This is a genomic window from Arthrobacter sp. Z1-15 (assembly GCF_054792395.1).
Genome location: NZ_CP096454.1, coordinates 1,510,261 through 1,522,611 on the forward strand (window position 1 = coordinate 1,510,261; position 12,351 = coordinate 1,522,611).

General features: G+C 64.3%; 11 protein-coding genes. 7 read left to right on the plus strand and 4 right to left on the minus strand.

Going from position 1 to position 12,351, the window contains the following annotated elements; all coding sequences use genetic code 11:
- Positions 1 to 33 precede the first annotated feature (33 nt).
- The 3 genes from M1D40_RS06875 (at position 34) to M1D40_RS06885 (ending at position 2,800) form a co-directional block, all read left to right on the plus strand.
- Entirely contained in the window at positions 34 to 351 is a 318-nt protein-coding gene (locus M1D40_RS06875; RefSeq protein WP_341392665.1) for a primase-like DNA-binding domain-containing protein, read from the plus strand.
- Positions 352 to 421: 70 nt separating this feature from the next.
- Positions 422 to 1,399, plus strand: a complete 978-nt coding sequence (locus tag M1D40_RS06880; protein ID WP_461170637.1) for an aldo/keto reductase — start codon at positions 422 to 424, stop codon at positions 1,397 to 1,399.
- Between the two features lie 705 nt (positions 1,400 to 2,104).
- Complete coding sequence (locus M1D40_RS06885) at positions 2,105 to 2,800, plus strand: DNA alkylation repair protein (protein ID WP_461170638.1); 696 nt, start codon at positions 2,105 to 2,107, stop codon at positions 2,798 to 2,800.
- Between the two features lie 108 nt (positions 2,801 to 2,908).
- Here M1D40_RS06885 and M1D40_RS06890 read toward each other — a convergent pair whose 3' ends face one another.
- From M1D40_RS06890 to M1D40_RS06900, 3 genes are all read right to left on the minus strand, one after another.
- The gene (locus tag M1D40_RS06890) at positions 2,909 to 4,099 is read right to left on the minus strand and encodes a M14 family zinc carboxypeptidase (protein ID WP_461170639.1); all 1,191 of its coding nucleotides are present in this window, start codon (positions 4,097 to 4,099) and stop codon (positions 2,909 to 2,911) included.
- 294 nt (positions 4,100 to 4,393) lie between these two features.
- Positions 4,394 to 6,535, minus strand: a complete 2,142-nt coding sequence (locus tag M1D40_RS06895) for a 3-hydroxyacyl-CoA dehydrogenase NAD-binding domain-containing protein (RefSeq protein ID WP_461170640.1) — start codon at positions 6,533 to 6,535, stop codon at positions 4,394 to 4,396.
- On the minus strand, positions 6,535 to 7,782 hold the full coding sequence (locus M1D40_RS06900; protein WP_341392671.1) for a thiolase family protein: 1,248 nt from the start codon (positions 7,780 to 7,782) through the stop codon (positions 6,535 to 6,537). Before M1D40_RS06900 ends, M1D40_RS06895 begins: the two co-directional genes overlap by 1 nt.
- 292 nt (positions 7,783 to 8,074) lie before the next feature.
- Between M1D40_RS06900 and M1D40_RS06905 the strand changes: the two genes are divergently transcribed.
- The 4 genes from M1D40_RS06905 (at position 8,075) to M1D40_RS06920 (ending at position 11,598) form a co-directional block, all read left to right on the plus strand.
- On the plus strand, positions 8,075 to 9,424 hold the full coding sequence (locus M1D40_RS06905; RefSeq protein ID WP_461170641.1) for a hemolysin family protein: 1,350 nt from the start codon (positions 8,075 to 8,077) through the stop codon (positions 9,422 to 9,424).
- Complete coding sequence (locus M1D40_RS06910; RefSeq protein WP_341392673.1) at positions 9,421 to 10,461, plus strand: hemolysin family protein; 1,041 nt, start codon at positions 9,421 to 9,423, stop codon at positions 10,459 to 10,461. Before M1D40_RS06905 ends, M1D40_RS06910 begins: the two co-directional genes overlap by 4 nt.
- 200 nt (positions 10,462 to 10,661) lie before the next feature.
- Positions 10,662 to 11,057: a hypothetical protein gene (locus M1D40_RS06915; protein WP_341392674.1), complete on the plus strand. Its 396-nt coding sequence runs from the start codon at positions 10,662 to 10,664 to the stop codon at positions 11,055 to 11,057.
- 124 nt (positions 11,058 to 11,181) lie between these two features.
- Positions 11,182 to 11,598 carry a VOC family protein gene (locus M1D40_RS06920; RefSeq protein WP_461170642.1) on the plus strand — a complete coding sequence of 139 codons (417 nt, stop codon included), beginning with the start codon at positions 11,182 to 11,184 and terminating at the stop codon, positions 11,596 to 11,598.
- Between the two features lie 124 nt (positions 11,599 to 11,722).
- On the opposite strand, the gene M1D40_RS06925 is transcribed toward M1D40_RS06920, so the two are convergent.
- On the minus strand, positions 11,723 to 12,259 hold the full coding sequence (locus tag M1D40_RS06925) for a putative immunity protein (protein ID WP_461170643.1): 537 nt from the start codon (positions 12,257 to 12,259) through the stop codon (positions 11,723 to 11,725).
- Between the last annotated feature and the right edge of the window lie 92 nt (positions 12,260 to 12,351).

Here is a 12,351-nt window from a genome sequence, read left to right on the forward strand (position 1 = left end):
CCCGGCACGGTAAATATTGCCTAGGCTCAAGACATGTCTGAGCGCCATCTTGATCACGTCAGCCTGTTCCTCGACGAATGCACCCTGGGCGGTCTCGAAGAGACCGAAGCCGTCCCGGCCTCCGACCTGTACGGCATGTACATCGTCTGGTGCGAAAACGGTGGCCTTGTTCCCGCCTCGGTGCAGCACTTTTACGGCGCTGTCCGGGAGGCTGGTGTGCCGGAAGCGCGGCGGAACTCGGAACGCGTGTATGAGGGAGTGCAGCCGACGGGGCCGATTCCCATCCAGTACATCCTCGAGACGGACAAGGCCCCGGGGCCCAATACCAACCCGTTCCCCTTTACGGTCTAAGCGGTGCTGATGACCGCCGCAGGAGTGGCAGCGGCCACATCGCCGGCGCTGATTCGGTAGCGTAGGGACCATGACTTCATACAACAGACTCGGCACATCCGGCCTGACCGTTTCCACCGTGGGTTTGGGCTGCAACAACCTCGGCCGTCCCGGCACCCGCACCGAAGATCAGGCGGGTACCGACGCCGTCGTCAATGCCGCCATTGACGCCGGCATTACGCTCTTTGACGTGGCCGACGCCTACGGCGCGGTTCCGGGCCTGAGCGAGGAACGGCTGGGCAAGGCCCTCGGCAGCCGGCGCGACGACGTCGTGCTGGCCACCAAGTTCGGCATGGACATGAAGGGAGTCAACGGGCGGGATTTTGATGCCCGCGGTTCCCGGCGGTACATCGTCAAAGCCGCCGAGGCCTCCCTGCAGCGGCTGGGCACCGACTGGATTGACCTCTACCAGTTCCACACACCGGATCCGCTGACACCGATCGAGGAGACGCTGGCGGCCCTGGACGATCTGGTGACCAGCGGCAAGGTGCGCTACATCGGACACTCAAACCGGTCCGGCTGGCAGATCGCCGAAGCTGAATTCACTGCACGCATGGGCGGCTACACGCCGTTCATTTCAGCGCAGAACCACTACAACCTGCTGGACCGCCGGGCAGAGCTCGAAGTTGTTCCGGCGGCTGAGGCGTACGGTCTGGGCATCCTGCCGTACTTCCCGCTGGCCAACGGGCTGCTCACCGGCAAGTACAGCTCCGGTTCCGCCCCCGAAGGCAGCCGCCTGACGCACTCCCGGCAGAACCTGCTGGATAAAGCCGACTTCGGTCAGCTTGCCGAGTTTGGAACCTTCGCCAAGGACCGCGGACTGACCGAAGTGCAGGTGGCGTTCTCCTGGCTCGCCGCCCAGCCTGCGGTCTCATCCGTCATTGCCGGTGCCACCACCGTGGAACAGGTGCAGCAAAACTCGGAGGCTGCGTCCTGGGTGCCGTCGGAGAAGGATCTCGAAGAGCTGGACCGGATTTTCCCGCGGACGCCGAAGGTTGCTCTGTTCTAGGTTCTCGTTCCACAGGCACCTAAGCCGGGGGAGGGTCCGGAACGGCGGCAACGAAAATCCGCGGCTCGCAGAGCTCGCTAAGGATTATTAAAGCCGCCTAACCCGGACCCTCCGTCGGTTGGGGCGTCCCGGGGTTGTGAGAACGCCGAACCCGGACCCTCCGTCGGTGTGAGCCCGCCACGTGTTCTGCCGGCCAATCCGTATCGGAACTCAATTCGTGCACCCAGTCCCGGCCCAACCCGCCGGCGGCCCAGGCAGGCTATCGCTCGCAGAAGTACCGGCACTCTCCAGCGCGTCCACGCCAATCAGCCGGCACATCCAGGCCACACCTGCGGACGCGAACAAGAGTATTGCTGCCGGCTCGGTCCGTTCCCAGTTGGGGGGGGCGAACAACATGGGCTATCAGTGCGGATACCGCGGCGAGCACAGGCATGATCAGTGAGGCTGCCATGACCCACCGGCGCCGGATGCCAACACGCATTCCCACTCTTCGTGACGAACCAGCCCTTCCGAGGTCCCAGCTGTCCCTTTGGTAACAGCCACTGGGAACCCGTGCTGCGGAGCGGCTGTTGGAGGTGGCCAGGCCACTGGCCGGCCCGGTGTCATGCGAGGGAGCTAGTGTGAACAAACCCGGCAGCCCTCGGCGCCGGAGAAGTCTGCGAGTAGGCTGATTGAGCTGATTGATCCCGCGGACAGGAGCGTGACATGGCCCAGACAGCGACGACAACCGCCACGCTGACCGAGGTAATGGCCGAGTTGGCCGCCTTGGCGGATCCCAAGGCGCGTGCCGTGAACGAGAAGCACGGCGACGATCACGGCGTGAATCTCGGGAAACTACGCGCTGTTGCCAAGCGGCTGAAGACACAACCGGAACTTGCGCGCGAGCTCTGGGCGACCGGGGACACCGCGGCACGGTTGCTGTCGCTTCTGATCTGCCGTCCACGGGCCTTTGGCCGGGAAGAGCTGGACGGCATGCTGCGTGAGGCGCGCGTCCCCAAGGTGCATGACTGGCTGGTGAACTACGTCGTCAAAAAGAGCCCGCACGCGGAGGAGCTGCGTCAGGCCTGGTTCGCGGATCCTGACCCCGTGCTTGCCAGCGCCGGTTGGGCACTGACCAGCGAGCGGGTGGTGAAGGAACCGGAAGGGCTGGACCTTCCGGGATTGCTCGACACCATCGAGGCGGAGATGAAGGCCACCCCGGAGCGGCTGCAGTGGGCTATGAACACCTGCTTGGCTCAAATCGGGATAGGACATCCGCAGCTTCGGTCCCGGGCCGTCAGCATTGGCGAACGGCTCGAAGTCCTCAAGGACTATCCAACACCGCCGGGCTGCACCTCGCCGTACGCCCCTGTCTGGATTACGGAGATTGTCCGGCGGCAGCAGGAAGCTGCCAGTCCATAATGCCGAGGGGGACTCCTCTGGATCTTTCCGGTGCGGCCAGCAGGGGCTGGGTGATCTCAGTGAGCAGTGCCCCCGCACGAATCGGGCGGGGGCACTGTGCCAATTGGACTATTGGACCGGGATGGTCCCGGCATAGTCCGTGCTGTAGCCGGTGACCGGCTGGTGCGGGATCTCTTCCCAGCGCTCCGGGTCTTCCTGCTGCACCTCGCCCGTGGCCAGGCCCAGCAGCAACTCCTTCATGGCGAGGACGTTCTGCTTGATGTTTTTGCCCCGGGCCTTCTGACCGAGGCTGCCTTCCGAGGTGTTGCCGGAGGTTTCAAAGAAGATCACGGGGTTCGAATGCCCTTCAGGGTTCATGCCCTGATAGTCCAGCCCCATCATCATGGCGGAAACCACGCCGCCCTTGATGTCGATTTCCAGACCGTTACCCACCTGGTACCGGTCCATATTGATGTAGCCGTATCCGGACAGTTCGTCATATACGTGTACGAGCATCTGCCGGGTCAGCACGTCATAGGCTCCGCCCTTGATGCCCGGAAGCGTCGGGCCTCCCGGTGCCAGGGAAATCCCCAGCGAGAGACTGACGTCCTCGCCGGTGTCCCACTGCTTTTTGAGGCCCTGGTGGTGGATATCAATACCGTATTCAGGATCCACATCCGTCCAGTATTCGTAGAAGGCGAGGGATTCATTGGCGACGAAGCCGTTGGGGGTCCAATCCCGGTTGAGGTCGACCCGCTGCTCGTTTCCGCTGGCGCCCGGCTCAGGCACGTTGTTGGCCTGGTCCCACAGCACGGTCTGGCGGATATTGGCCTCGGAGCCGTCGGGGTTGTACATGGGGATGAAATGAAAGGTGAATTTGTCCCGCAACAGTTTGTAATCCGGTGAGCCGTTGGTGCCCAGGTCTTTCAGCAAGGCAAGAATGGCGTCGGTGCCGTAGGGTTCGTTGCCGTGGATGCGGCCTTGGATCCAGACGTGTTCGGCTCCGGTACCTACTGTTGCGACCCACAAATCGCGACCCTGTTCGGATTTGCTAACCTGGGTTCCGGCTTCTGCGAGGGTGAAGGCATCCACGCCGTACCGGCTGTTCGATTCCAGCTTCTGCAGCTCTTTGACCACGTCGTTGTAGGTAAGAATGCTGGATATATTGGTGTTGCCCTCGACCGAGGGGAAGTTAGCATCAGCCATTCCCGGAGCGGCGGCGCCGAAGGGAATGACGACGGCGAGGACCGCCGCTGCTGCCAGAGGGCGGCTCTTGGTGGCGGTGGAGCCTCTGGATACGTTTCGGGGGCGGAATTTCATTGTTCGTGCTCCAATGTTCGAGCGGTTCCGTCACAGCGGGGGTGGCTGTGCGGAACGGCAATTCGGATGATGCTGAACTGCCGTTATGGGTGAACTTAGCCGCCGGATCATTAGGGGCACCAGAATCCCGCCGCCGGCGCAGACATATGCAGCGGATAGGACGCCTTATTAAATTATTCGTCTCACAAACAGCCGGAACGCAGGGCGAAGTATCTGCAGCAATTCATTTGTTACGCAGTGCAGACAAAAGGAGGGCTCCCACCGAAACCGGCGGAAGCCCTCCTTCCAAGCAGCCTAGGATGCAGCCGAAGCCGTTTCCTTCTCAGCGTGGAACTTCTTCCCGTTGACCCGCTCGGAGGCACCGACGCGGTCCAGGTACGGGGTGATGCCGCCCAGGTGCATCGGCCAGCCGGCGCCGAGGATCATGCACAGGTCGATGTCCTCGGGTCCGGCAACAACGCCCTCGTTCAGCATCAGGCCGATTTCCTCGGCCAGGGCGTCCTGTGTGCGGCGCAGGACTTCCTCGGACGTCGACGGCGTGTTCCCGAAGTCGAGCAGCGCTAGGGTTTCCTCCGGGATGTACTGCTTCCCGTTTTCGTCCTGCTGCCACAGCGACTTGATGCCGGCGTCGATGATCTTCTGCGAGTTCCCCGAGAGCCAGAACCGGTCACCGAAGGCAGCGTGCAGGGATTCCTGCACGTGCTGGCCCACCGGCAGTCCCACGAGGGCCAGCAGGGTGAACGGCGACATCGGCAGGCCCATCGGGCGCAGCGCATTGTCGGCGGTCCCGGCGTCGGTTCCCTCATCAAACACGGCGGTGATTTCACCGAACATGCGGCCCAGGATGCGGTTGACCACAAACGCGGCGTCGTCCTTGACCAGCACAGCCGTCTTCTTCAGCGCCTTGGCGAGGACGAATGCGGTGGCCAGCACGGCGTCGTCGGTCTTGGGTGCACGCACGATCTCCAGCAGCGGCATCACGGCCACGGGGTTGAAGAAGTGGAAGCCCACCACGCGTTCGGGGTGCTGCAGGTCCGCCGCCATCTCGGTCACCGACAGCGACGAGGTGTTGGTGGCGAGAATGCACTCGGGGGAGACCACGGCCTCCACCTCGGCAAAGACCTGCTTCTTGACCGAGAGTTCCTCGAAGACGGCTTCAATGACGAAGTCGGCATCGGAGAACGCCTCCTTGGACACCGAACCGGTGACCAGTGCCTTGGTGCGGTTCGCGGCGTCGGGGGAGATGCGCTGCTTGGCCATGAGCTTGTCGACCTCGGCGTGCACGTAGCCCACGCCCTTGTCCACCCGCGCCTGGTCGATATCGGTCATCACCACGGGGACCTTGAGCTGGCGGGCGAACAGCAGGGCGAGCTGGCTGGCCATCAGACCGGCCCCGACCACGCCCACCTTGGACACCGGGCGGGCCAGCTTCTTGTCCGGCGCACCGGCGGGACGCTTGCCGCGCTTCTGGACCAGGTCCAGGAACGCGTACACGGTGGAGTGGAACTGCGGGGTCTGCATCAGGTCGGCCAGCGCCTCGCACTCGGCGTCGCGGGACTGCTCGGCGGTCCAGTTCTTGCCGGCCTCCAGCAGGTCCAGCACCTTGGCAGGTGCCGGAGCGGCATTGGACGTGCGGGCCTCCACAATGGCCCGGCCCTTTGCGACGGCGGCGTCCCAGGCTTCCGGGGTGACGGCCGGATCAGCGGCGTTGGGCCGGGAGACGGTTTCCTCGCCGGTGATGACGCGGGCAGCCCAGGCCAGGGACTGCTCCAAGAAATCGGCCGGTTCAAACAGGGCGTCGGCAATGCCCAGCTTGAAGGCAGCCGGCCCGGAGAGCGTGCGGTTGTTGCTCAGCGGGTTCTCGATCATGACCTTGACCGCGTTCTCGGGGCCGATCAGGCGCGGCAGGATGTACACGCCGCCCCAGCCCGGAACCAGGCCGATAAAGGCTTCCGGCAGGGCCAGGGCCCCGGCGCCGGTGGAGACCGTGCGGTAGTCGGACTGCAGGGCCACTTCGAGACCGCCGCCCAAAGCCACGCCGTTGATGAAGGCGAAGCTGGGCACGCCCAGGGTGTGTAGCTTGCCGTAGACCTCATGGCCCAGCCGGGCCATGGCGAGGCCGTCCTCATAGGACGCCAGCTTCTGCGTGGCGGACAGGTCGGCACCGGCAACAAGGTAGTGCGGCTTGCCGGTGACGCCGACGCCGACGATCTCCCCGGCGTCGGCGCGTGCCTTCAGGGAATCCAGTACCGAGCCCAGTTCCAGCAGGGTGTTCGGGCCCAGCGTGGTGGGACGGGAGTGGTCGACGTCGTTGTCCAGGGTGATCAGCGCAAAGGTTCCGGCACCGCCGGGCAGTGCGATGTCCGAGACGTAGGAGTGCGTGATGACCTCGGTGGGGAAGTGGCCGGCCAGCTGCTGGTAATCGCTTGCGGTCATTACTTTGTGGCCTCCGTGGACTCGGTGTCGGTGTTGTAGTCGGGGTGGTTCGGGTTTTCCCAGATGATGGTTGCGCCCATGCCCAGTCCGATGCACATGGTGGTCATGCCGTAGCGCACGGTCGGGTCTTCTTCGAACTGGCGGGCCAGCTGGTTCATCAGGCGCACGCCCGAGGAAGCCAGGGGGTGCCCGACGGCGATCGCCCCGCCGTAGCGGTTGACCCGGGGATCGTCGTCGGCGATCCCGTAGAAGTCGAGGAAGGAGAGGACCTGCACAGCGAAGGCTTCGTTGATTTCAAACAGCCCAATGTCCTCAATGGACAGTCCGGTCTGCTTCAGGACCTTTTCCGTGGCCGGTACCGGTCCGTACCCCATGACCTCGGGCTCGACGCCGGCGAAGGCATAGCCGACCAGGCGCATCTTCACCGGCAGGCCGAGTTCCTCGGCGGCGTCGGCGGAGGCGAGCAGGGCGGTGGTGGCGCCGTCGTTCAGGCCTGACGCGTTTCCGGCAGTGACCCGGCCGTGCGCGCGGAACGGCGTGCGAAGGCCGGCAAGGTCTTCGACGGTGGTGCCGGGGCGGGGGCCTTCATCCACGGAGTTCAGGGTCCAACCGGAGCCGGGCTTCTTGGAGGCCACCGGGACGAGGTCCGGCTGGATCTGGTTGTTGGCATAGGCCTTGGCGAGCCGTTCCTGGCTGGCCGCGGCGTAGGCGTCGGTGCGCTCCTTGGTGATGTCCGGGAAGCGGTCGTGCAGGTTCTCGGCAGTGTTGCCCATGTTCAGGGCGGCCGGGTCCACAATGCGTTCGCTGACAAAGCGGGGATTCGGGTCGGCGTCCTGGCCCATCGGGTGGTTGCCCATGTGCTCCACGCCGCCGGCGATCACGACGTCGTACGCGCCGAAACCGATGCCCGATGCCGTGGTGGTCACGGCAGTCATGGCGCCGGCACACATGCGGTCAATGGCGAAACCGGGCACGGTGCGCGGCAGGCCGGCCAGCAGTGCGGCGGTGCGGCCGATGGTCAGGCCCTGGTCGCCGGTCTGGGTGGTGGCGGCGATGGCCACTTCGTCAATGCGGGCCGGGGGAAGGGAGGGATTGCGGCGCATAAGTTCGCGGATGCACTTCACCACCAGGTCATCGGCGCGCATCCCGGCGTACATGCCCTTCTCGCCGGCCTTTCCGAAGGGAGTACGTACTCCGTCAACGAAAACAACGTCCCTGATCTGCCGTGCTCGGCTTTGTGGGCTCACGTGCAACTCCTCTTTGAGATATGAAACGGAACACTGTCCGGACACCGATGTTACTCGCGGGTAACATAGGCTGCAAGCAGCGGGCCTTTCGTTGACACTAACCGAACCGGCGGCAGGAGAAACGCTCCGGAGGGCAGGATCCTCTTCTCCCTGAGCGAACGGAAGAGTTCCCAGCGTTTTCCTAGTTTTTCCCCGTACTATCGTCTAACTATGGATGACCCCCCTTCACATAAACCCTTGCCCCTCCACGCTCTGACCGGATCTCCGGCCACAACCAGAGAGGGGCGCCCGAATGTATGAATTGATTATGCTCGCGGTTGGCCTCGTTCTTACGGTCGGCACCGGGTTGTTCGTTGCCTCGGAATTCGCGCTGGTCAATCTTGACCGCAATGACCTTGAGGCCCGTCAGGCCCAAGGCGAGAAGCGCCTGGGCCCGACCATCAAAGCCCTGAAAATCACGTCCACGCACCTCTCGAGTGCACAGCTGGGCATCACGCTCACCACGCTGCTGACGGGTTACACGTTTGAACCGGCCATCAGCTCCCTGCTGCGCGAACCGATGCTCGCCCTGGGGCTGCCCGAAGCTTTTGTCGGGGGAGCAGGTGCCGTTATCGGTATCTTCCTGGCCACGGTGTTCTCGATGATCATCGGCGAACTCGTTCCGAAGAACTTCGCCCTGGCCCTTCCCCTGGCCACTGCCAAGGTAGTGGTCCCTTTCCAGACACTGTTCACCGCGGTGTTCAAGCCCGTCATTCTGCTGTTCAACAACACCGCCAATAAGATCATCCGCTCCTTCGGCATCGAGCCGAAGGAAGAGCTCTCCGGAGCGCGCAGCGCTGAGGAACTTAGTTCCCTGGTCCGCCGATCCGCCCTGGAAGGGGTTCTGGACCTCGACCACGCTCAGCTGCTCAGCCGCACCCTGCGGTTCTCTGACCACACGGCGGCTGACGTCATGACTCCCCGCGTGCGGATGCGTACGGTGGCTTCCGGTGACTCCGCCGAGCAGGTTGTTGAACTGGCCATCACCACCGGCTATTCCCGCTTCCCGGTTATTGGCCGCGACTCCGACGACATCCTCGGCGTACTGCACGTCAAGCAGGCGTTCGCTGTTTCCCTTCCCGAGCGCGCCAGCATTACCGCGGCAGAGCTCATGGTCGAGGCCCTCCGGGTCCCCGAATCCATGGGCGTCGACTCCCTCCTGGGCCTCCTGCGCCAGCAGGGCCTGCAGGTCGCCGTCGTCTCCGATGAACACGGCGGAACCGCCGGCATCGTGACGCTGGAAGACCTCGTCGAGGAAATCGTCGGTGAACTCGAAGACGAACACGACCGCGCCCGGGTGGGCGTCGTCCGCAGCGGCCGCTCTCTGACCTTCGACGCGTCGCTGCGCCCCGACGAGCTGCGCGAGCGGACCGGCGTGGTGGTGCCCGACGGCGAGGAGTACGACACGCTTGCCGGTTTCGTCACGGACCGGCTGGACCGCATTCCGGAATTGGGCGATGAAGTGCCCGTCAATAACGGCGTCCTGCGCGTAGAGCGCGTCGTCGGAACACATGTGGAACGTTTGCGGTACACCCCAACAGAGGGTTCGCTGCCGAGCACCCACGACCAGATTATTGACGAGCTCACTAAGGACCTGGCATGAGTGAATATCTTCCCGGAATAATCTGGCTTTTCGTCCTGCTGGCAGTGAATGCGTTCTTTGTGGGCGCGGAATTCGCCGTCATTTCTGCCCGCCGCTCTCAGATAGAGCCCAAGGCTGACGCCGGTTCCAAGGCAGCCAAGACCACTCTGTGGGCGATGGAACACGCCACGCTCATGCTGGCAACGGCACAGCTCGGCATCACCGTCTGCTCACTGCTGATCCTGAACGTCTCCGAGCCGGCGATCCACCACCTGCTGGAGATTCCGCTGGGGCTTACCTCCCTCTCTGCGGAGATGATCAGCATTATCGCGTTTGTCGTGGCGCTGCTGCTGGTGACGTTCCTGCACGTGGTCATCGGCGAAATGGTGCCCAAGAACATCTCCTTCTCCGTCCCCACCCGTGCCGCGCTGATCCTGGCACCTCCGCTGGTCATGGTGGCCCGGATCTTCAAACCGGTGATCTGGTCCCTGAACGGCATCGCCAACGGAATCCTGCGCCTGTGCAAGGTGGAGCCCAAGGACGAAGCAACCAGTGCCTACACCATGGACGAGGTGGCCAACATTGTGGAGCAGTCCACGCGTGAAGGCATGCTGGCCGACGCCAGCGGCACCCTCAGTGCGGCCTTCGAGTTCACAAACAAGACCGTTGCTGATGTCGAAGTTCCGATCTCGGGCATGGTGCTGCTGCCGGAGACGGCCACACCTGCCGACATTCAGGAAGCGGTGGGACGCCACGGTTACTCCCGCTACATCCTGACTGATGCCGACGGAGTGCCCAGCGGATATCTGCACCTAAAGGACGTCATGGACCTGACGGCGCCGGAGAAGTTCACCGCCGTCGTTCCGGCCAAGCGCATCCGCCGCCTGGCCTCCGCCTTCCGCGGCAGTGAGCTCGAGGACGCCCTGGCCACGATGCGTCGCACAGGCGCCCACGTGGCGCGGGTGTTCGACGCCGAAGGCAACACCACCGGAGTGCTGTTCCTCGAGGACATCATCGAAGAACTCGTGGGTGAGGTCCAGGACGCCACCTCCGTGTAGGCGTTCTTCTCCGCTCCCGCTCAGCAGGTAACCGACCCGATGCCGCCGTCCGCCCTTTGGGGCAGCCGGCGGCATCGGCTTTTTAAGGTATTGACGCTGAACGGCAATGACGGGCCGCCACCGCACCTGCGAAAGCAGCTGCAGGGGTGAAAGTGCCCGTCAAGTACGGCGCGGACCTCCAAGGGGCATAAAATCTGAGCATGCCGGAAGCCGCAGACGTTATAGGGTCCATCCTGGAAGTGTTGAGCTGGGTGGGACTTGCCGCCGGCCTTCCGCTGGTCCTTATCGGGCGGACGATCAGCAGGCGCAGATGCGTATGGATCAGCACCACGGCTGAGGTTTTCGAAGCCGGAGGATTCAAGGGCCTTCGCTGGGCAGACGGCGAGGGCAGCCCCCGCCAGTCCCTCCACACCGCCGAACAAACCCGCGGACTCGAGCCGGGAACGGAAATTGCCCTGCACTATGACGCCTGCCATCCGGGCAGATGGGGCCTCGGCGAACCCCGGAATGAAAACCCTGTCCTTATTGTGGGGTGGACGCTGACGGCGGTTGGCGTCGTGAGCACGCTGGCCGGCTTCGTCCTGATGCTGCTCTGAGCGGCTTTACATGGGTCGGCCGCTCCTGCACCTTGGCCCGTGTAGCTTGAAGGCACACAACGCAAACGTGATGGGTCAGTTCGAAAATGGGAGCCGCACACGCCGCGGCAGGGGGAGTTTCGCCATGAGTAACCAAACGCAGCCAGCCGCAGAATACACCGCTGAGGCACCTACGCCCTTTGGTATGGGGCTTCACCACGTCCAGCTCTCCATGCCGGCGGGCACCGAAGACGATTGCCGGCGTTTCTGGGTGGACATCCTGGGCTTCACCGAGGTGCGGAAGCCGCCGGTCCTGGCCGCACGCGGCGGCATCTGGGTGCGGGCCGACAACCTGGAAATTCATCTGGGAGTCGAAGCCGAGTTCCGGGCGGCGAAAAAGTCCCATCCGGGAATCCTGGTCACCGATCTGGATGCCTTTGCCCGGCACGTTCAAGAGCAGGGCCTCAAACCGGAGTGGGACGAGGCCTTCCCCGGAATGCGCCGCTTCTATCTGACGGACAACAACGGGAACCGCCTCGAGTTCCTTTCCCCCGCCGCCTGAACGCCACCGCCTGACCGCCACCCCCGCATGTTGTCGGAGCCGTCCCACGGAGCCGTCGGGTTTAGCGGGTCCATAGTGGCCTCCGGAACGGTCCACTTGCCCAGGCCGTCCAGCCCGCCCGGTCTCACCGGCCGAACAGGTCCGCCTGGATCTCGCGGATGATTGTCCCCAGGACGCCGGAGGCGAGCAGCCCGGGGCCCAGCGGACCGTTGCGATCCGTACCGACCGGCGGCAGCTGCTTCAGTGCGGCACGGACCTGTGCTGACATCGCAGTGAGCTGCCAGCGGATCTCGTCGCGGAGGGCTTCGGGATCATCTGGCGATGCGAGGCCGGCGGCCTTGGCAGAGTAGGCGGCCGCCCCGAGGGCGTGGGCTCCCATGTGGGCCACAGCTGCGGCCTGAGCCGCAGCCCTGGCTGCCGCTGTTCCGCCGGGTGAAGCGGCAGCGCCTGCTGCACGGAAGGCAAGGAAGCGTTGTCGGATCTGGTCGGCGGCACTGAGTTCTCCCCGGCCAAAGGCGCGGGCTCGGCTAATGGCGTCCCGGGCACGCGCATCTTCCGGGGCTTCGGCCTCGAACAGGGGCAGGACACGCTCTGCGCAGTCGGCGGCCCACTCCGCGGCGCAGCGTCTGTCGGACTCGGGAAGCGTCTGCGGGGAAACCATGGCACCACCCTTGCACAGGCATCTCCGGTGCGCACAGACAATTCCTGCGCCCGCCTCCTCTTGTGTCTGTCACCGCGGATCGGTTGAGTGGG

Bases quoted from the DNA above. Each gene is read 5' to 3' on its own strand.
- M1D40_RS06915 (WP_341392674.1), top strand. From the start codon at position 10,662: ATGCCGGAAGCCGCAGACGTTATAGGGTCCATCCTGGAAGTGTTGAGC.
- M1D40_RS06910 (WP_341392673.1), top strand. From the start codon at position 9,421: ATGAGTGAATATCTTCCCGGAATAATCTGGCTTTTCGTCCTGCTGGCA.
- M1D40_RS06875 (WP_341392665.1), top strand. From the start codon at position 34: ATGTCTGAGCGCCATCTTGATCACGTCAGCCTGTTCCTCGACGAATGC.
- M1D40_RS06895 (WP_461170640.1), bottom strand. From the start codon at position 6,535: ATGACCGCAAGCGATTACCAGCAGCTGGCCGGCCACTTCCCCACCGAG.
- M1D40_RS06890 (WP_461170639.1), bottom strand. From the start codon at position 4,099: ATGAAATTCCGCCCCCGAAACGTATCCAGAGGCTCCACCGCCACCAAG.
- M1D40_RS06925 (WP_461170643.1), bottom strand. From the start codon at position 12,259: ATGGTTTCCCCGCAGACGCTTCCCGAGTCCGACAGACGCTGCGCCGCG.
- M1D40_RS06905 (WP_461170641.1), top strand. From the start codon at position 8,075: ATGTATGAATTGATTATGCTCGCGGTTGGCCTCGTTCTTACGGTCGGC.
- M1D40_RS06885 (WP_461170638.1), top strand. From the start codon at position 2,105: ATGGCCCAGACAGCGACGACAACCGCCACGCTGACCGAGGTAATGGCC.
- M1D40_RS06880 (WP_461170637.1), top strand. From the start codon at position 422: ATGACTTCATACAACAGACTCGGCACATCCGGCCTGACCGTTTCCACC.
- M1D40_RS06920 (WP_461170642.1), top strand. From the start codon at position 11,182: ATGAGTAACCAAACGCAGCCAGCCGCAGAATACACCGCTGAGGCACCT.